The following is an 18,082-nucleotide window of genomic DNA, read 5'->3' as shown; positions in this document are numbered from 1 at the left end:
TTCGTTATTCCACAGAAAAAGCGTAGACGGTGGTACTTTCGAACACCTTGTCGGGACGAAGCACGGTCGACGGATAGTCGGGTTGGTTGGGGCTGTCTGGGAAATGTTGGGTTTCGAGGCACAAGGCCGCACGCATCGGATAGCGTTGTCCTTTCTTTCCTTCGAAATTACCGGTCATCCAGTTGCCTGTATAAAGCTGAACGCCCGGTTCGGTTGTATAGGTATTCATCACGATACCGGTCTTGGGAGAAGCACATCGGGCGCAAAACACCGGCAGGCCGTCAGATGCGGCGCGGTTCAGCACATACGTATGATCATAACCTTTTCCGATAATCAGTTGTTCAAACGGCTCATCGATCCGTTCGCCCACAGAGTGACATTCGCGAAAATCCATCGGCGTGTCTTCTACGGTTGCTTTCGGTCCGAGAGGAATAGCCGTTTCGTCGGTTGGCAGATAATAATCGGCATCGATCGCCAGCAGATGGTCTCCGATGGACGGGTCTCCGGCACCGGACAAATTAAAGTATGAATGATTTGTGAGGTTTAGTACGGTCGGCCGATCGGTTGTTGCGCGGTAGGCGATCACCAATTCGTTATCGTCCGTCCAGTGATAAGTCACTTCAACCCTCAGCGTCCCGGGGAATCCTTCCTCTCCGTCGGCTGAAACATATTGCAGCTTGACGGTTTGCCGATCGACTTGCCTCATCTCCCACACGACGGCATTGAAGCCTTTGAGGCCTCCGTGCAAGCTATTGGGGCCGTTGTTGATGGCCAGCCTGTCATAAACCGTTCCGTCGAGCGTGAATCGTCCTTTGGCAATGCGATTACCATAGCGTCCGCAAACGGCGCCAAAGTATGGCTCTTCCGAAGTGAGATAATCATGAATTGAACGATGGCCGGTAACGACATCCGTCAGTCGCCCGTTCTTGTCGGGCACCATCAGTGAGACTATTTTAGCGCCGTAGTTGGTGACGGTCACCTCGACGCCGGATTTATTCGTTAAAATGCACAGCGAAGTTTCTTTTCCGTCTATCTGCGTGCGAAAATCTTCCACACGCAGACCGGATTGCGTTTGATCATTCTCCATAATCAGTCATTTGTTAATTTCGCGTGTAAAATTAGCGTTCTTCTACTGAATGCGACAACTTAAAAAGATGTTATATAGCATGTTTTTATCAAAGTTTTTCGGACGTGTCGGCTAAATTTCTGACATTAGCATACATAGTTCGGCGTAATTTTTTTATGTTTGCACTCGTTTTTTTGAAAAGGCATGATACGATTTCACGGTTTACGAGTATTCTTTTTAAGTATGCTGTTTGCAGGAGCAAGCACGAATCTTTTTTGGTTGCACGCACAGCTTGCAGAAAAAGTGTTCCGTACCGATTACCGCATAACCTCTGAAAATGAACGCAAGCTATTTGTTACATTAGATAACCTCAGCTTCTTTCGGAATGCCGAAAGCACGAGTTTTGCACAAAAGGGATATACCTTACCGGGGTTCTGGTTGCAGCTCAAAGGCGTTTACTATCCGACGGAAAACATCAAGCTGGAAGGAGGTGTGCATTCCGTTTGGTTTTGGGGAGCAACCCGCTATCCGGCCTTCGCATATAAGGACATTGCCGTTTGGCGGGGGGAAGAATCGAAGCATAATGTACATTTATTACCTTATCTGCGGGCACATGTAGCATTGTCGGATCAGGTAGACCTGATTTTGGGCGATCTATATGGCGGAAGCAATCATGGCCTGATTGATCCGCTGTACAATCCGGAACTCAATTTATCGTCAGACCCGGAGGCGGGGGTACAGATTTTATATCATCCGCGCTGGATGGACTTGGATATTTGGCTGAACTGGGAGAGTTTCATTTACAAGCTGGATACGCATCAGGAGGCGTTTACGTTCGGATGGTCTTCGCGGTTTAAGTTCAACTCGCCGGAATCTACATTTCATGTTTATGCCTTGATGCAGGCGCTGGCACAACATCGCGGAGGCGAGCTGGATACGATCAGTAACGGCCAGTCGGTACAAACCATGCTGAATGGTGCGGCCGGCGTCGGGGTCGACTGGAATGTACGGCGCGGGGTGTTGAAGAAGTTGCAGATGGAGTTCGACGCGACCGGGTATTATCAGCATGACGGCAATCTGTGGCCGCTGAAACGAGGCTACGGCTGGTATGGAAGCATGACGGCCGACTTGTGCGACTTCCGCATACGGGCTGCTTACTGGAAATGTGATGATTTTATCTCTCTATTCGGCAATCCGTTTTACGGGGCTATCTCCACATATTTGGATGATGCGGTATACCGACAGCCTCGCATGGTGTACGCAGGAGCCGAATATACCCGCAGATTCGGCCCTGAGTTTTCGTTGGGCATCAACGCCGATGCGTTTTATCGGATCGGGACGCGAATAGTCGATCCGAAGAAACGTCATGATGCGGAGGGAGACCGGTTCAATTATTCGTTCGGAGTCTTTTTTCGCTTTCATCCTTCGTTCTTGATCAAACATTTCTGATTACAATCCAGGAAGTATTGCAATTTATTAACTTTTTATCACACAACACAATCATGATGAAAAAGACACTGTTGATTACATTTTTTTCTTTGATTCGTATGTTCATGCTTTTTGACCGCACAGGACAGTTGGATGTCTGATTTCCGAGAAGGTCGCATCCGGAGTACGTGCAAATCTGTCGGGAAGTACAAAGTAATTCCGATTTACAGCAGCAAACTCAGTCCGACTCGCTTGCGTGCTTCGTCGACTTCGATCACTTTGACGGATACATGCTGATGGAGTGAAACGACTTCCGTCGGGTCACTGACGAAACGATCGGCCATTTGTGAGACATGTACAAGGCCGTTTTCCTTGATGCCGACATCGACAAAAGCACCGAATTTCGTAATGTTCGTCACAATGCCGGGCAGCACCATCCCCAGCCTCAGATCATGGATGTTTTTTACGTTCGGATCGAACTCAAAGATCCGGATGGTTTCGCGGGGATCGCGTCCGGGTTTGCCAAGCTCGGCCATGATGTCAAGGAGGGTAGGCAGACCGACTGTGTCTGTAACATATTGTTCAAGTACGATTTGCTGACGCAATAACTCGTCAGCCAGCAGATCGTCGACACGGCAATGCAAGTCGGCAGCCATCTGCTCGACTACTCCATAACTTTCGGGATGTACGGCCGAGTTGTCCAACGGATTCTCCGCTCCGTCGATCCGCAGAAAACCGGCGCTCTGCTCGAACGATTTGGCACCCATTTTAGGAACTTTCATCAAGGCTTTACGTGAACGAAACGCCCCGTGCTCGGCACGGTAATCTACAATGTTTTGTGCAAGCGTTGCACCGATACCCGACACATACGTCAGCAGATGACGGCTTGCCGTATTCACGTTGACTCCGACCTTGTTCACACACCTCTCGACAGTCTGATCGAGCGACAGCTTCAAGGCCTTCTGGTTCACGTCATGCTGGTATTGTCCTACTCCGATCGATTTCGGATCAATCTTCACCAGCTCCGCAAGCGGATCCATCAGCCGGCGCGCCAATGACACGGCACCGCGCACCGTCACGTCGTAGTCGGGGAATTCTTCGCGTGCAATCTTGGAAGCCGAATAAATACTTGCCCCGTTTTCACTGACGCTGAACACCTGTACCTCCCGGTCGTACCGTATATTTTGGACCAGTTGCTCGGTTTCCCGTCCAGCTGTTCCGTTACCGACCGCGATCGCTTGAATATCGAATTGCTCGACCAAATGAGCGATTTTTTTCATCGCACCCGTGCGATCGTTTTGAGGCGGATGCGGATAAATCGTTTCGTTATGCAGCAGATTGCCTTGCCGGTCAAGACAAACGACTTTACATCCGGTGCGAAAACCCGGATCGATCCCCATCACCCGCTTCTGCCCGAGAGGGGGCGAAAGGAGGAACTGTCGCAAGTTCTCTTCAAAGATACGAATCGCTTCCCGATCGGCTTTTTCTTTGCTTGAAGCCGCAAATTCCGTCTCGATGGAAGGTTTCAACAGCCGTTTATAGCTATCGTCGACAGCCATGCGCACCGGTTCGCCGGCGGATCCCCCCGTACACCCGTACAGTCGGTGCAACCGTTCGAGTGCATGCGTTTCGTCGGGCGAGATATCGACACGCAGGATGCCTTCAGTTTCGCCCCGACGGATAGCCAGCAGTCGATGTGATGAGATACGCCGCAACGGTTCGCTCCACTCGAAATAGTCACGATACTTGTCTCCTTCGACTTCTTTCCCTTTGACGACACGACTGGATATCAAGGCTTCGCGTGCAAAAACGGAACGTACCGCATTCCGTGCGGCAGGATTTTCGTTTATCCACTCTGCAATAATGTCACGCGCGCCGGCCAGCGCGTCATCAAGCGTCGGAACCTCATCCGTGACAAAGCGCATGGCGGCAGTTTCCACATCGTTTCGACAACTCATCATCCTTTTAGCCAACGGTTCAAGGCCTCTCTCGCGAGCGATCTGTGCCCGCGTACGACGTTTCGGCTTAAACGGCAAGTACAGATCTTCAAGCTCTGTTGCCGACCACGTCTCTTCGATTTTTCGCCGTAGTTCGTCGGTCATTTTCTCCTGCTCTTCGATGCTTCCGACAATCGTCTCTTTACGTTTCTGGAGATCGAGCAGGCGTTTGTATTCACCGGAAATATCGGCGATCTGAATCTCGTCAAGTCCGCCGGTTCGCTCCTTTCGATAACGGCTGATAAAAGGGATCGTTGCGCCGTCGTCAAGCAACTGCAAGGTGTTTTTTACTTGTCGCTCGCTGATCTGTAATTTTTCGGCAATCCGTGCCGGAATAACTATATGCATACGTATATTTCTCGATGCTATGCCCTACCATCCGAAAGAGAGGGCGTAAATATCTTCCATACGGCCTTCTTTGCGTGCTTTGCCAAGCGCATTGTCACGCACCTGTGCTCCGGGATGTCCTTTGGCCAGATCGGCCGTATGAGCTGCAATCTTATGAGCGAGGATGCTGGCCTGCACTTCTTCCCCGGTGGGTCGTTCTCTGTATTCTTGCCATATGCTCCCGCCGATAAGCGACGCTCCATACCAGGCAACCTGTGCACTTCCGATAGCCGAGGCAATGTAATCGTATTTGCCCCCAATATCCGTCGTCTTCATGCCCGGGGTATGGAACGGGGCGCCCTTGCAGACATACAGTTGCTCCTTTACATTCGCTTCAATCTTGTTCATCGGCACATGTCCCGGCCCTTCGGTCATCGTTTGGACGTATTGCTTCCATGCTCTCTCGGTCAAATCGCGCATCTCATAAAGTTCGGCAAATTGTGCCCGGTCGTTCGCATCGTAAACCGAACCCGGACGTAATCCGCTGCCGATAGACAATACGGCATCGTACATTCGGAGGAGATCGCAAATCTCATCAAAATACGTATAGAGAAAATTTTCCTGTTTGTGTGCTTTCATCCAACGATGTAGAATCGAACCGCTGAGCGAGGCAAGATGTGTCAGACGGTTATCGATCAGGTCCAAATGTTTTCGATGCATGGCGGCATGGACCACGATGATGTCGACCCCCTGCTCCATCTGTTTGACAAGGGTGTCGCGAAAGATCGGCCAGGTAATGTCCGCCGGTTCTCCTCCGGCTTGGGCCAATGCCTCATACAGCGGGCTGGTACAGATCGGTACGGGGCAGTTGCGCAGCAACCAATCGCGGTTTCTCTTACTCTCGACCGTATCGGATAAATCGGTCAGTACATCCGTACCCAATCGACAATATTCGATCATCCGCATGGTATCCCTTTCATAACCTTCACCCGAAGGGATAAGATCCATATTGATTTTTACGAGGAAACGTTGCCCGATAATCATCGGTTCGGCCTCCGGATGATTGATATTGGCCGGAATAACAGCACGTCCCGAGGCCACTTCCCTGCGCACGTAATCGGGAGTGATGTACGACTTCAAGCCCAAAGCTTCAACCTGCTGATTCTCGCGAATCGCCACATATTCCATCTCCGGTGTGATCACACGCTTCTTAGCATAGCTCATCTGTGAAATCTGTCTCTCGTTCCGGGCATGAAACACCGGTTTGGTTACCGGAAATGTACCCTTCTTCTTCGGCCCGGGAGATGCCTTTCCTTCACGAATCACAATATCTTTACGGCGTCCGTACCATTCTTCCCGTATACGCGGGATTCCTTTACCCATGTAAGGAATATACCGCGGATCGGAATACGGACCGGCCGTATCATAAAGCGTGACCGGACTATTGGATTTGACTGTCTGCTTACCTTCCGCATTGATTACAACCGTATCGGACAGGTAGACTTGTTTCATCCCGACATGCACCTTATCGATCTTGCCGGAGATATAAACTTTGCCCGCAAAAGGGGGCACAGGTTTTGTACTCATCGCTATATTTGATTTTATTTTGTATGGACATGATTTCTTTTCTCGAGACAAAAATAAGCATAAAATATAAAAGATTCGTACTTAATCATCATTATACAAGAAAAATATTTACTTTTATACAAATATTTGCACGAAATATTAAGCGCCTTACATGCTTTTTTTATCCGCAAAAAATAGCTACTTTTGCCGCCAGATTATCATATTCAACTTAAAATGAAATATAACACGACAGAGAAACGACTGGCGTTGCCCGAATACGGACGCCATATTCAAAATATGGTGGATCATTGCATAACGATTGAGGACCGGGATGAGCGTAACCGATGCGCCAATGCGATTATCAGCATCATGGGTAATTTGTTCCCACATTTGAGGGATGTCAATGATTTCAAGCATATTTTATGGGATCATCTGGCCATCATGTCCGATTTCAAACTGGATGTCGACTATCCGTATGAGATCATCAAGAAAGAGAATCTGTACAGTCGCCCTCCCCGGATTCCGTATGGTGACTCACGTATTCGTTATCGTCATTATGGGAAGATCCTGGAACAAATGATCCGGAAAACGACGGAACGAGGAAACAGCCCGGAAAAGGACGTCCTGGTAAGAATGCTGGCCAACCACATGAAGAAAACGTTTATCGTCTGGAATAAAGATACCGTAACGGACCGGAAGATCCTGAGCGATCTGGCGGAATTATCCGACAATCTGATTGTACTGAACGAAGAGAACTACAGGCTGATCGACAACCGTGAAGTCGTACAGGCACAGAATCGCCTGCAGAATCAAAGCAAAAAGCCGTTCCGAAAAAGCCGATGAGTTCGTTTATCATAGAGAGAGGACAAAAATCACAAGACGATACAACACCTCAAGGTGCGAAGGATAAAACTTTGCAAGTGATTTGTGCCGTACCGGCAATATCGAACAGATTGATCGGAGGTATGAGGCAATCGACAAACGAATAAACAGGCTTGGCGCTTGCATTACGAGAGTTTAACGAATGGAATTGGAGATGATACGAAAAGAAAACCTCGCAATGATCGGGCAGTTTACCAAGCCGCATGGCATTAAAGGCGAACTGACGTTTGTCACAAATTACAGCAGGCTATTTGAAAACGCAGACGATCCGTATGTGGTTTGTGAGATGGACGGTATATGGGTGCCGTTTTATGTGGAATCGTTCCGGTCGAAGAATACTTCCTCTCTGTTCGTGAAGCTGGAGAGAGTAAACGATGAAACCACGGCGAAGAAGTTTGCCAACCGAACAGTTTATTATCCGGCCGATGCATTGCCGGAAGAGGATGACAACGAACCATGGACGCGTTTCATCGGTTACATGATGACCGACGAAATGTTGGGGGGAATCGGGACGGTAACGAATGTAGATGAATCCACCGCCAATATTGTGTTTCGTGTCGATGACCAAGGCGAAGAACGATTGATCCCGATAGCCCCGGAAATAATTTGTTCCATCGACGAGCCAGGCAGGCGTATGACTGTATCGTTGCCGGAAGGGATTTTAGATTTGAATTAACGTTATGAGCAAGAAAAAAAAAGAACTGAAAAACAAGAAGAAATCGTTTTGGAAGAGGGTTCGTTTTAAATATAAGCTATCTTTCATTAACGAATCGACGCTCGAAGAAGTATGGAATTGTCGGGTATCGCAATTGTGGTTTTTCTCGGCCGTCTGCGTCTTTGCGCTTTTCATGATCACAATCACCTCGTTAATCATCATCACAACCCCCATACGGAACTACTTGCCCGGTTATTTGGACGCCGAGGTACGCCAAGCGATCGTGCAGAGCGCGATACGCGCCGATTCGTTAGATGCCGTATTAAAGAAACAGTCGCTCTACCTGAGAAATGTTACGGCCATCATGAGCGGAACAATGACCATTGATTCGGTTCACGCCACAGATTCGGCCGCATTTATCAAAGCCAATTACGATATTCCCCGTTCGAAAACGGAAGAAGCGTTCGTCCAAAACTACGAACAGGAGGAAAAATACAACCTGACTACATTGAATGACGGGCCGAGGTTGACAGACAATGTCTTTTTCTATAAGCCTGTGAACGGCACCATCTCCGCACATTACGATCTGGAGAACCGCCACTACGGAGTAGACCTCGTAGCCGGCCCAAAGGAAAGCGTACTCGCTACGCTCGATGGTACCGTGATTTACACGGGTTACGACACCGAATTGGGGAATGTGATCACATTGCAGCACCGGAACGGATTCCTATCCGTCTACAAACATAACCACGCCCTCTTGAAAGAGATCGGAGAGCATGTCGTAGCCGGTGAAGCGATTGCACTGGTCGGTAATACGGGCGAGCTGTCTACCGGACCTCACTTGCATTTCGAGTTGTGGCATCAAGGAACTTCGGTCAATCCGGAAGAATACATTGCATTTTAATTAAAGATGAAGAGAAAAATCGCCATATTGGGTTCGACCGGTTCCATCGGAACGCAGGCATTGGAAGTGATTGAAGAGCATCCCGACATGTTCGAAGCCTATGCGCTTACCGCCCATCATCAAGTCGATCTCCTGATTCGTCAGGCACGTCGTTTCATGCCCGAAGTCGTCGTGATTGCCAACGAACAACACTATCTCGAATTAAAAGAGGCGCTTGCCGATTTACCCGTGAAGGTGTGGGCAGGTGCCGACGCCATTGCGCAAATCGTACGGATGGAGCCGATTGATATGGTACTCACGGCGCTGGTGGGGTATGCAGGTTTGCGTCCGACCATCGCTGCCCTTGAAGCCGGAAAAGCAATTGCACTGGCCAACAAGGAAACCCTTGTTGTCGCGGGCGAACTGATCACAACACTGGCCAAAGAGAACAATGCCCCCATCCTTCCGGTCGATTCCGAACATTCGGCCATTTTCCAGTGCCTCTCCGGAACGTGGAACAATTCGGTGGAAAAAATATGGCTGACGGCTTCCGGAGGTCCGTTCCGCACGAAAACGCCGGATGAGCTGGCGACAGTCACGAAGGAGCAGGCGCTCCGTCATCCCAATTGGAACATGGGGGCGAAAGTCACGATCGACTCGGCCTCGATGATGAACAAAGGCTTCGAGATGATCGAGGCACGATGGCTGTTCGATCTTCTGCCCGAGCAGATCGAGATCGTAGTACATCCGCAGTCGATCGTTCATTCGATGGTACAGTTCGAAGACGGAGCGGTACTGGCGCAGTTAGGACTGCCCGACATGAAGTTGCCCATCGCGTACGCACTGTCGTATCCGAAGCGGCTGAAAACCGCTGCTCCACGATTAGACTTCCGGCAATATGCCTCGCTCACGTTCGAAGAACCCGATATGGAACGTTTCCGTAATCTGGCGTACGCCTTCGAGGCCATCCGTAAGGGAGGTAACATGCCGTGCATCCTCAACGCGGCCAACGAAATAGCCGTTTCCGCTTTCCTCGAAGACCGGGCAGGATTCCTGCAAATGAGCGACGTGATCGCCCGAACAATGGAAAAAGCAATATTCGTTGCCCGGCCGACATACGACGACTATGTACAAACCGATGCCGAAGCGCGACGGATCGCAGCGGAATTTTTAAACAGGTAAAAATGTCAGGCAGGTAAAAAAGTCGGGGTAGAAACCTCTGTGTCTGCCTGCCGATATCGATTGAACAAACAATAAACAAACAAATAAGGAACAGACTTTATGGAAATATTTTTGATCAAGGCCTTACAGCTGATTCTAAGTTTATCGATTCTCGTATTAGTACATGAGTTCGGGCATTTTCTTTTTGCACGGCTCTTCAAAGTACGTGTCGACAAGTTTTACCTCTTTTTCGACCCGTGGTTCTCGATCTTCAAATTCAAACCTAAGAACAGCGATACGGAGTATGGCCTCGGGTGGTTGCCGCTCGGCGGATATTGCAAAATCGCAGGGATGATCGACGAGTCGATGGACAAGGAACAGATGGCGCAGCCACCGCAACCGTGGGAATTCCGCTCCAAGTCGGCAGCACAGCGCCTGCTGATCATGGTCGGCGGCGTACTGTTCAACTTCCTGCTGGCGCTTTTCATCTATTCGATGGTGCTTTTCACGTGGGGAGACACGTACTTGCCGCTCAAGAACGCGACGGACGGCATGTATTACAGCGCGACGTTCAAGGACATAGGTTTCAAAGACGGCGATATTCTTCTTCGCGCCGACGGCGAAGAACTGCAACGTCTCAACGGACACAGCGTCCGTCAGATCGTCAATGCGCAGTCGGTCACCGTGCTCCGCGAAGGTCAGGAGGTGACGATCGCCATCCCGGCCGATATGATGCAACGGCTGCTTCGGAATAAAGATACGTTTGCGAACTATCGCTACCCGATGGTCATCGAAGAGGTGATGGCTTCGTCGGCGAAGGAGGCCGGAGTACTGGCGGGCGACCGTATCGTGTCGGTCGGTGATTCTCTGACGGTCATGTCGTTCGAAGCAAGAGAGGCACTGTATGCTTATCGCGGACAGACGGTCCGCATCGGCGTCGTTCGTGACGGTGCAGAGGTGGTGCTGACCGTACCGGTCGATTCGCTCGGTCGCATCGGCGTTCTGATGAAAATGCCGGCTTCGCTTTATGAGATGACAACGGTAAGGTACGGCTTCTTTTCGTCGTTCCCGGCAGGGGTAAACCTCGGCATCACGACGCTGAGAGGTTATGTGAGCGATATGAAATATGTCTTTACGAAAGAAGGCGCTTCTTCGATCGGTGGCTTCGGGACGCTCGGCAGTCTTTTCCCTGCCGAATGGGACTGGCAGGTGTTCTGGATGCAAACGGCTTTCCTGAGCATCATCCTGGCATTTATGAACATTCTTCCCATCCCCGCACTGGACGGCGGACATATCATGTTCCTGATCTACGAGGTGGTGGCGAGACGCAAACCGAACGAAAAATTTCTCGAATACGCGCAGATTGCCGGGATGATCCTTCTCTTCGGACTGCTTATTTACGCCAACGGCAACGATATCTTCCGCTACTTCTTCCGTTAACATGGGAAAGAAGATGTGCGCAAGCAAGGGAAACGATGCTTTTCATGCTTTCAGGCGCACCACGAATAACACCGGATTATCTGTTGCCGCGCGTTCGGGGCATAAGCGAGAGACGGCTTGCCCCGAACGACAATAGCAGAACTCACTGCCATACACATCGAGCGCCTGCAGGTCGGGCAGATGGCCTGTTTGATAGAAATCGTCCATAAAGCCGTTCTTCAGGCGAAACACGCGCTGTTCAAGCTGGTCGTAGCAATAGAAATAGCGGCTTTCGTCTCCGTTTTTTCCGTTTGATGCCATCAGAAAACGTTGTCCGATGCGAAACGGAAGCATGGGGACGGGATGGTCGGTCGAGGCATGTAATATCTTTTCCAGCCTATTGCCATCGATCAGGGCTAGCGTGTCGGCCAGCAGCTTTTCCGGCTCATACGAAGCGGTGTAGGCATACAGCCCGTGTGGAGATACGCACAGTTCAGGATCAAAATGACTGCTCAGGTGAAAACGTTTTAAATCGACGTCGTACAAAGGTGTTCCGTTCACCACGTCGAACGACACATCGAGCCGGTAGAGCCATTTCTCGATCTTCCTCTCCCCGCCCGATGCCGAGGTAGCGCATTGCTCGGCGGTTGCCCAAAAGTGTCCGTCGTGATACGCGATCTTCAGCAGACTCTGCCACGGCTTTTCGGCAAGAGCTTTGCGACGGACCAGCGTCCCATCGTATGTGAAGAACAGCGCATGCCCACATGTATCGATGGCCACGACCTGCCTGCGTTGCGTATCTACCGCGAAATCGCGGATCGCTGAACATCGGCCATCCCTGTCCGAAGCGATGCGACTGAGAAACCGCCCTGTACGATCGAAACGATAAAGCATCCGGTTGCTGAGCATAAAGAATTCGCTCCCGGCACGTTTCACCGCATCTACCGGCCCCATCCGGCATCGTTCATTCGTCTCCAGCGGAATGGCTACCACATGTTCCGCAATCTCGGAAAGAGAGGCTTCGGCCGTTTCCTCTACCGATACAACACTCCGATTCACACACGAAGCAATCCCCAAAAACACCACCCAATATGCTAACTTCATCGTACGATTTATTTAAAGTAATAACGAAAACCGAAAGAACTTAGTATGGATTTCTTCCTTATGTTTTCATAATTCAAATTTATTCGATAGATTTGTATCTTTAAAATATAAATACAGACCTGACTATGTTCAAGATTTTTTTCTTTATCGTCTTTTTTGCCGTCTTGCTATTTCTGCTGGCAGGATTCTCTATCATACGTACAGTGAAGTCTTTTTTCTTCGGCCCTTCAAACGCTACGCATGCCAAACGTCACACGGCCTCCTCTTCTCGTCGATCCGATCAAGCTTCGGCCTCTCGAACGCCTACTCGAAAAAAAGTCATTGCGGAGGATGAAGGCGAATACGTCGATTACGAAGAAATAAAATAAGGCGTTGATTGGAAATAAAGAGGATATTGCATTCCCGATACATTTTCTTACCTTTGCCTCGTTTCGTCGCTGATTGTTGAGACGATTACGACCGAAAAAACAGAATATCCGTATCAATTTTAAACTACGATTGCATGATGAAAAAGAGAGAGTGGAAATATGGGATAACAGTATGGAGCATCGGGTGGCTCTGCATAGTAAGCGCATGCTCGGACAAAGGGAAAGGCATCATCGACGAGGAAACAAAGACCCAGCGGGTGAATCATTTCATTGTCGATATGATGTCGGACGCTTATTTATGGACCAAGACGGTAAATTGGGATGCGATTGATTACAAAACCGAAGCAAACTCGCAGCAGCTTTTTAAGAAAATACGTCATAAGCACGACCGCTGGTCGATGTTGACAGACCGCGTATCAGAACTCCAAAATGCGTTTCAGGGTGTTTCGACTACATTCGGTTATCAACTGATTTTTGGCAGGTTTTCAAACAAAAACGCTTTGTTCGCTATTGTGCTATTCGTTTATCCGAACACGCCGGCCGAGAAGGCCGGTATCAAGCGCGGCGATTTTCTGGTAGGATTAAACGGTGGAGACATCACGGAAACGAACTACCGGAATCTCTACTATGCCTCTTCTATCTCCGTAAAAAAAGGAGTTCTGGTAGACGGAAAGATAAGCACCGAGCCGGCCGATATTTCGATGAAAGCTGTACAGATGTACGAAGACCCGATTCTGAAAGATTCCGTCATCGTAAAAGGCGCGCATAAAATCGGGTATCTCTGCTATGCGGACTACACGATGGATTCGGAGCCTCGTCTGCTCGAAATATTCTCGAAATTCAAGACACAAGGAGTTACCGATATAGTACTCGACCTGCGTTACAACGGAGGAGGAACGGCACGCACCTCGCGTCTTCTTTGCAGCATACTCGGCCCGCAATCGGCGGTGAAGAAGAAGTCGAAGCTGCTGTCGCAAGTCTGGAACGACAAGTATATGAAACACTGGAAAGAGAAAAAGATGGAAAACCGGATTACCGAATATTTCATTGATACGCTATCCGTCAATATGAACCTCAGCCGTCTGTACGTCTTGACGACACGCCGCACGGCATCAGCCTCGGAATCAACGATTACCGGCCTCCATCCTTACCTCGATCTGGTACAGATCGGCGATACGACAAGCGGTAAATTCTGTGGAGGCATTCTGGTGAACCCCGAAGATTTGTGGGGCAAAGGAAAAGTCAATGATATCAAAGACTGGGGAATTTATATGATGGTATACCGATTTGCCAACATCAACAACGATGAGTTTATAAACGGTATCGTACCCAAGCATGCAGAAAAGGAAAATTACCATGCACTCTACCCCTTCGGAGATGAGCGCGACCTTTTATTCGGTAAAGCGGTTTCGTTGATTACAGGCCAACCCATGGTGAAAGCGCGTTCGCAGGAACAGATTCCTCCTTATACGATTTTGCCGGTAGAAGACCGCCGGGCATTGAACGAAAAAATGATCTCGACCCTGCCATCGGGGATGGAACTCTTAAACTCCCCCTTGGCTGAATGACCGGGCGTTTGCCGCTAACCGGTAATCGAGTACAGTCATCGCCGCCATCGCTTCAACGATGGGAACGGCACGCGGAAGGACGCACGGATCGTGGCGTCCTTTTGCTTCCAATATCGTTTCGTTATAATCCGTATCGACGGTAGCCTGCGGGCGTAAAACGGTAGACACGGCTTTGAACGCCACACGAAAATAGATATCCTGACCGTTGGAAATCCCTCCCTGTATGCCCCCCGAATAATTCGTGCGCGTACTCACTTTTCCGTTATCGTTAAAGAAAAGATCGTTATGCTCCGAACCGCGATAAAAGACGCCATCGAAGCCGTCGCCGTAATCAAAGCCCTTGACGGCGTTGATGCTGAGCATCGCCGCACCGAGCGCCGCATGGAGCTTACCGAAAACCGGCTCGCCAAGACCTGCCGGAACACCCGTAATCACGCATGTGATAATTCCTCCCACCGTATCGCCGTCGGCTTTTACCTCACGAATAAGCGCCTCCATCTCGGCCGCCTTCCTGACGTCGGGGCAACGCACGGCATTGCTCTCCGTCAGGTTCAGGTCATACTCCTTGTAACTTCCTTCCAGACGTATATGCCCCACCTGCGAAGTATAAGCCTGTATCGCAACTCCCCCGTGTCGCAGAATGAGCTTGGCGACAGCCCCGGCCACACATTGCGCGATCGTTGTCCGGGCAGAACTCCGGCCGCCTCCGTGCGGATCGCGAATCCCATATTTCGTTTGGTAGGTATAATCGGCATGCGACGGACGAAAAACGTTCTTCATCTCATCGTAGTCGGCCGGATGCTGGTCTTTGTTTTGAACGATAAAGCCGAGCGGCGCCCCCGTCGTCTTTCCTTCGTAGACCCCTGAAAGAAACTCGACCGTATCGGTTTCGTTGCGTGGGGTGGTGAGCGCCGACTGCCCCGGACGGCGACGGCTCAATTCACGCCGGATAAAATCCATGTCGAGCGCCACACCTGCCGGACAGCCGTCAATGACACCGCCGATAGCTGCACCGTGCGATTCACCGAACGAGGTCAGCCGATAGTATGTTCCGAAAGTATTCACGTCGGGCAGGTTCTACCGTTATCCACAATGACACCCGCCGCCACAGCAGTCGCCGTTCCCGTGCTCATGGCCGCCACACGCGTCGTCTCCACAATCACAGCATCCGCCGCAGCCACCGCTCATCAACCGATTCAGCTCTGTAATTTCCTCCTCAGTAGGATCATGCACATCAATAACCTCACCACTGAAATGAAGCATTTCACCGGCCAGCGGATGATTGAAATCCATCACGACGATATCGTCCTTCACTTCCAGTACGGAGCCATTCATACGATTTCCGTCCGAACTCATCATCGGTACGGTTTCGCCCTCTTTGATATGCTCGCTGTCAAATTTGCCGTCAATCTCGAAGATATGTTTCGGCAATTCCATCACATGATCCTCGTTTCGTTCGCCGTATGCCTGCTCGGGGGTAAGCGAAAAGTCGAATGTATCCCCTCCTGCCAGACCGCTCAAATGATCTTCAAAGTCTTTCAGCATCATCCCGGTTCCGAAAATGAACTTTAAGGGGTTTTCTTTAGTGGCGCGTTCCATCAGTTCGCGCTCGCTGCCTTCTCCTACATTGAGGTCGTAGGTCACTGCTACAAATTTATTCTTTGAAATTCTCATTGTTTTGTTCGTTAATTTATCGTGAAGCGGCAAAGGTAGAAAGATTTGAGGGAAAAGGCAAACGGATATCATATCATTCATTATATTCATTAATTATTCGTACTTTTGCGTGTTTTTAAAAACATAGACTGAAATCAGGCATACCCAATGAGTGAGCATCGTGTGATCCGTAAGTTATCGTCATCCTCTTCCCCTTCCGTCAAAGGGCAGCATGCTTTGCTTTACCTTTTGGGAGGACTGCTGTTTTTCAAATTCCTGTGGTTTGATTTCTGCTGGTGCCTGCTTTCAACCTTCCGGCCGTTTTCATCGCCGGAAACGTACCTCTACGCGGCGCTGGCCATGCTGATCCTGCTGTTTCCTCTCGTAGTCTGGCGTATGGAGCGGACAACCTGGTTCACAGCCATACTGCTCGATATACTGCTCGTCTGTAACCTGATGTATTTCCGAACGTATTACACGGCGATTCCGCTGGACAGTTACTGGCTCGTAGGCAACCTGAAAGATTTTACGGACAGCGTATGGGGATCGTTCAGAATAACCGATCTTGTGTTTCCGCTGTCGACCGTAGCAGCCGCCATCGCTCGAAGGAGAATGAAATGTCCTGCCACCTTGTCCCGAAGCATGAAAGAGATACGTGTCTACGCATTACTCACGGGAGGGTTTGTACTCATTGCCGGAAGTACGCTTTGGCTGCAAGGCGGTTTCAAAAAAGTTTACGAAGCATTGCAGGACTCTTATACGCATACGTGCGGAACCCCGATGTACACCGTATTCGGTTCCATTTGTTATGATTACATGCGAGATGTGGAAACTTATACGCCTGAAGTCGGCATACACATCGAGGATTGGCTCAGGCAACACCCGCCGATGAGCGCTCCCTCCGATACGACAACCCGCACACATTGCATCGTGATCCTTGCCGAGTCGCTCGAAAGCTGGGTGCTTGAGCAGACGGTCGAGGGGCAGGAGCTGACCCCCTGTCTGAATCGCCTGCTGAAAGACTCGACCACCATTTACGCTCCATACGTCGTATCGCAGGTAAAAGGCGGACGTTCGATCGATGCCCAGCTGATGGTGAATACAGGGCTGTTACCCATAGATAACGGTGTCTACAGCCTGAAATATCCTCACTCCACCTATCCCTCGCTGGCCAGGGCGATGAAGCAGAAATACGGGAGTTCGGCCAAGGCGTATACCTTGACCGGCGATAAACCGATGGTATGGAACCAGAGCGTTATCGAACCGGCTTTCGGTTACGACGGTCTGCTCTCGAAAGCCGACTTTGTGAACGACGAACCGGTAGGCCCGCGTTACCGGCCACAGATCGGCGACGGGGCGCTGATGCGCCAGATAGCCGATAAGATACGTCGCAGAAAAGTGTGGGACGACAACGGACAGATGCTGCTGCAATGTGTCACGTACTCCGGACATTTCCCTTTCGTCCTGCCCGAACGGTTGCGACAAGTCACATTCTCCAACCGCTTCCCTCCGCGGATGCGTGATTACATGATGACGGCGAACTATACCGACCGCGCACTCGGACAGTTTGTTGAGCAGTTACGGACTGACGGTATCTACGAACATACGCTCATTGTCATCACCGGCGATCATGAAGGACTTGTCGATATGCGAAGCGAATGGTGTGCAAGCGAAGGAGGACACGGACTTGTTTCCGAAGATCCGATGGTACCGCTCATCATCCTCAACGCTCCGAAAGGGATGCGTTACGAACAGGTGATGGGACAGATCGATATCTATCCGACCCTGCTGCAACTCCTGGGACTGGCCGATTACGCATGGCAGGGATTAGGTTTAAGCATCATCGATACGAATAACAAACGAATAGCTATCGATGCACAAGGAAATATTTACGGTGAAACCGGTCACGTATCGGAAAAGGAAATCCGGCATCTCAAAGACGCATGGAAAGTCTCCGACGCGATCATCCGTTACGACTATTTTGCGCGTTGAATCTCAAAGATAC

The 18,082-nt window shown here is 50.1% G+C and carries 15 protein-coding genes; 9 read left to right on the top strand and 6 right to left on the bottom strand.

Translation table 11 applies throughout. The features are described 5' to 3' along the window. Positions 1 to 4 precede the first annotated feature (4 nt). Positions 5 to 1,087 carry an aldose epimerase family protein gene (locus tag Tanf_RS04965; RefSeq protein ID WP_046825076.1) on the bottom strand — a complete coding sequence of 361 codons (1,083 nt, stop codon included), beginning with the start codon at positions 1,085 to 1,087 and terminating at the stop codon, positions 5 to 7. A gap of 183 nt (positions 1,088 to 1,270) precedes the next feature. Between Tanf_RS04965 and lpxZ the strand changes: the two genes are divergently transcribed. Further along, positions 1,271 to 2,515: an LpxZ family protein gene (lpxZ, locus tag Tanf_RS04960; protein WP_080948556.1), complete on the top strand. Its 1,245-nt coding sequence runs from the start codon at positions 1,271 to 1,273 to the stop codon at positions 2,513 to 2,515. Between the two features lie 203 nt (positions 2,516 to 2,718). Here the strand turns inward: lpxZ and Tanf_RS04955 are convergent, their stop codons facing one another. Both Tanf_RS04955 and Tanf_RS04950 read right to left on the bottom strand, forming a co-directional pair. Then, positions 2,719 to 4,839 carry a Tex family protein gene (locus tag Tanf_RS04955; protein WP_046825075.1) on the bottom strand — a complete coding sequence of 707 codons (2,121 nt, stop codon included), beginning with the start codon at positions 4,837 to 4,839 and terminating at the stop codon, positions 2,719 to 2,721. A gap of 24 nt (positions 4,840 to 4,863) precedes the next feature. Beyond that, positions 4,864 to 6,405, bottom strand: a complete 1,542-nt coding sequence (locus Tanf_RS04950; RefSeq protein WP_014225355.1) for a phosphomethylpyrimidine synthase ThiC — start codon at positions 6,403 to 6,405, stop codon at positions 4,864 to 4,866. Between the two features lie 213 nt (positions 6,406 to 6,618). Here Tanf_RS04950 and Tanf_RS04940 point away from each other — a divergent pair, with 213 nt between their 5' ends. The 5 genes from Tanf_RS04940 (at position 6,619) to rseP (ending at position 11,405) form a co-directional block, all read left to right on the top strand. After that, positions 6,619 to 7,227: a DUF4290 domain-containing protein gene (locus tag Tanf_RS04940; RefSeq protein ID WP_014225353.1), complete on the top strand. Its 609-nt coding sequence runs from the start codon at positions 6,619 to 6,621 to the stop codon at positions 7,225 to 7,227. A 193-nt stretch (positions 7,228 to 7,420) separates the two neighbouring features. Continuing rightward, the gene (gene rimM, locus Tanf_RS04935; protein ID WP_046825123.1) at positions 7,421 to 7,942 is read left to right on the top strand and encodes a ribosome maturation factor RimM; all 522 of its coding nucleotides are present in this window, start codon (positions 7,421 to 7,423) and stop codon (positions 7,940 to 7,942) included. A gap of 4 nt (positions 7,943 to 7,946) precedes the next feature. After that, positions 7,947 to 8,825, top strand: a complete 879-nt coding sequence (locus Tanf_RS04930) for a M23 family metallopeptidase (RefSeq protein ID WP_014225351.1) — start codon at positions 7,947 to 7,949, stop codon at positions 8,823 to 8,825. Positions 8,826 to 8,831: 6 nt separating this feature from the next. Next, the gene (locus Tanf_RS04925) at positions 8,832 to 9,986 is read left to right on the top strand and encodes a 1-deoxy-D-xylulose-5-phosphate reductoisomerase (protein ID WP_014225350.1); all 1,155 of its coding nucleotides are present in this window, start codon (positions 8,832 to 8,834) and stop codon (positions 9,984 to 9,986) included. Between the two features lie 99 nt (positions 9,987 to 10,085). Next, entirely contained in the window at positions 10,086 to 11,405 is a 1,320-nt protein-coding gene (rseP, locus tag Tanf_RS04920; RefSeq protein WP_046825074.1) for an RIP metalloprotease RseP, read from the top strand. Between the two features lie 42 nt (positions 11,406 to 11,447). On the opposite strand, the gene Tanf_RS04915 is transcribed toward rseP, so the two are convergent. Continuing rightward, positions 11,448 to 12,488: a 6-bladed beta-propeller gene (locus tag Tanf_RS04915; RefSeq protein ID WP_046825073.1), complete on the bottom strand. Its 1,041-nt coding sequence runs from the start codon at positions 12,486 to 12,488 to the stop codon at positions 11,448 to 11,450. A 125-nt stretch (positions 12,489 to 12,613) separates the two neighbouring features. Between Tanf_RS04915 and Tanf_RS04910 the strand changes: the two genes are divergently transcribed. Next, entirely contained in the window at positions 12,614 to 12,856 is a 243-nt protein-coding gene (locus Tanf_RS04910) for a DUF4834 family protein (protein ID WP_014225346.1), read from the top strand. 134 nt (positions 12,857 to 12,990) lie between these two features. Then, entirely contained in the window at positions 12,991 to 14,424 is a 1,434-nt protein-coding gene (locus Tanf_RS04905; RefSeq protein ID WP_046825072.1) for a S41 family peptidase, read from the top strand. Here Tanf_RS04905 and aroC read toward each other — a convergent pair. Both aroC and Tanf_RS04895 read right to left on the bottom strand, forming a co-directional pair. After that, on the bottom strand, positions 14,401 to 15,489 hold the full coding sequence (gene aroC / locus Tanf_RS04900; protein WP_046825071.1) for a chorismate synthase: 1,089 nt from the start codon (positions 15,487 to 15,489) through the stop codon (positions 14,401 to 14,403). The genes Tanf_RS04905 and aroC overlap by 24 nt on opposite strands. Positions 15,490 to 15,507: 18 nt before the next feature. Further along, the gene (locus Tanf_RS04895) at positions 15,508 to 16,098 is read right to left on the bottom strand and encodes an FKBP-type peptidyl-prolyl cis-trans isomerase (protein WP_041590824.1); all 591 of its coding nucleotides are present in this window, start codon (positions 16,096 to 16,098) and stop codon (positions 15,508 to 15,510) included. A 147-nt stretch (positions 16,099 to 16,245) separates the two neighbouring features. Between Tanf_RS04895 and Tanf_RS04890 the strand changes: the two genes are divergently transcribed. Beyond that, positions 16,246 to 18,069 carry an LTA synthase family protein gene (locus tag Tanf_RS04890; protein WP_080948555.1) on the top strand — a complete coding sequence of 608 codons (1,824 nt, stop codon included), beginning with the start codon at positions 16,246 to 16,248 and terminating at the stop codon, positions 18,067 to 18,069. The last annotated feature ends 13 nt before the right edge of the window (positions 18,070 to 18,082 follow it).

The sequence above is a fragment of the Tannerella forsythia genome, assembly GCF_001006485.1.
Classification (GTDB): domain Bacteria; phylum Bacteroidota; class Bacteroidia; order Bacteroidales; family Tannerellaceae; genus Tannerella; species Tannerella forsythia.
The sequence above is the reverse complement of the archived record's forward strand: the minus strand, read 5'-3'. Positions and strand labels throughout refer to the sequence as shown.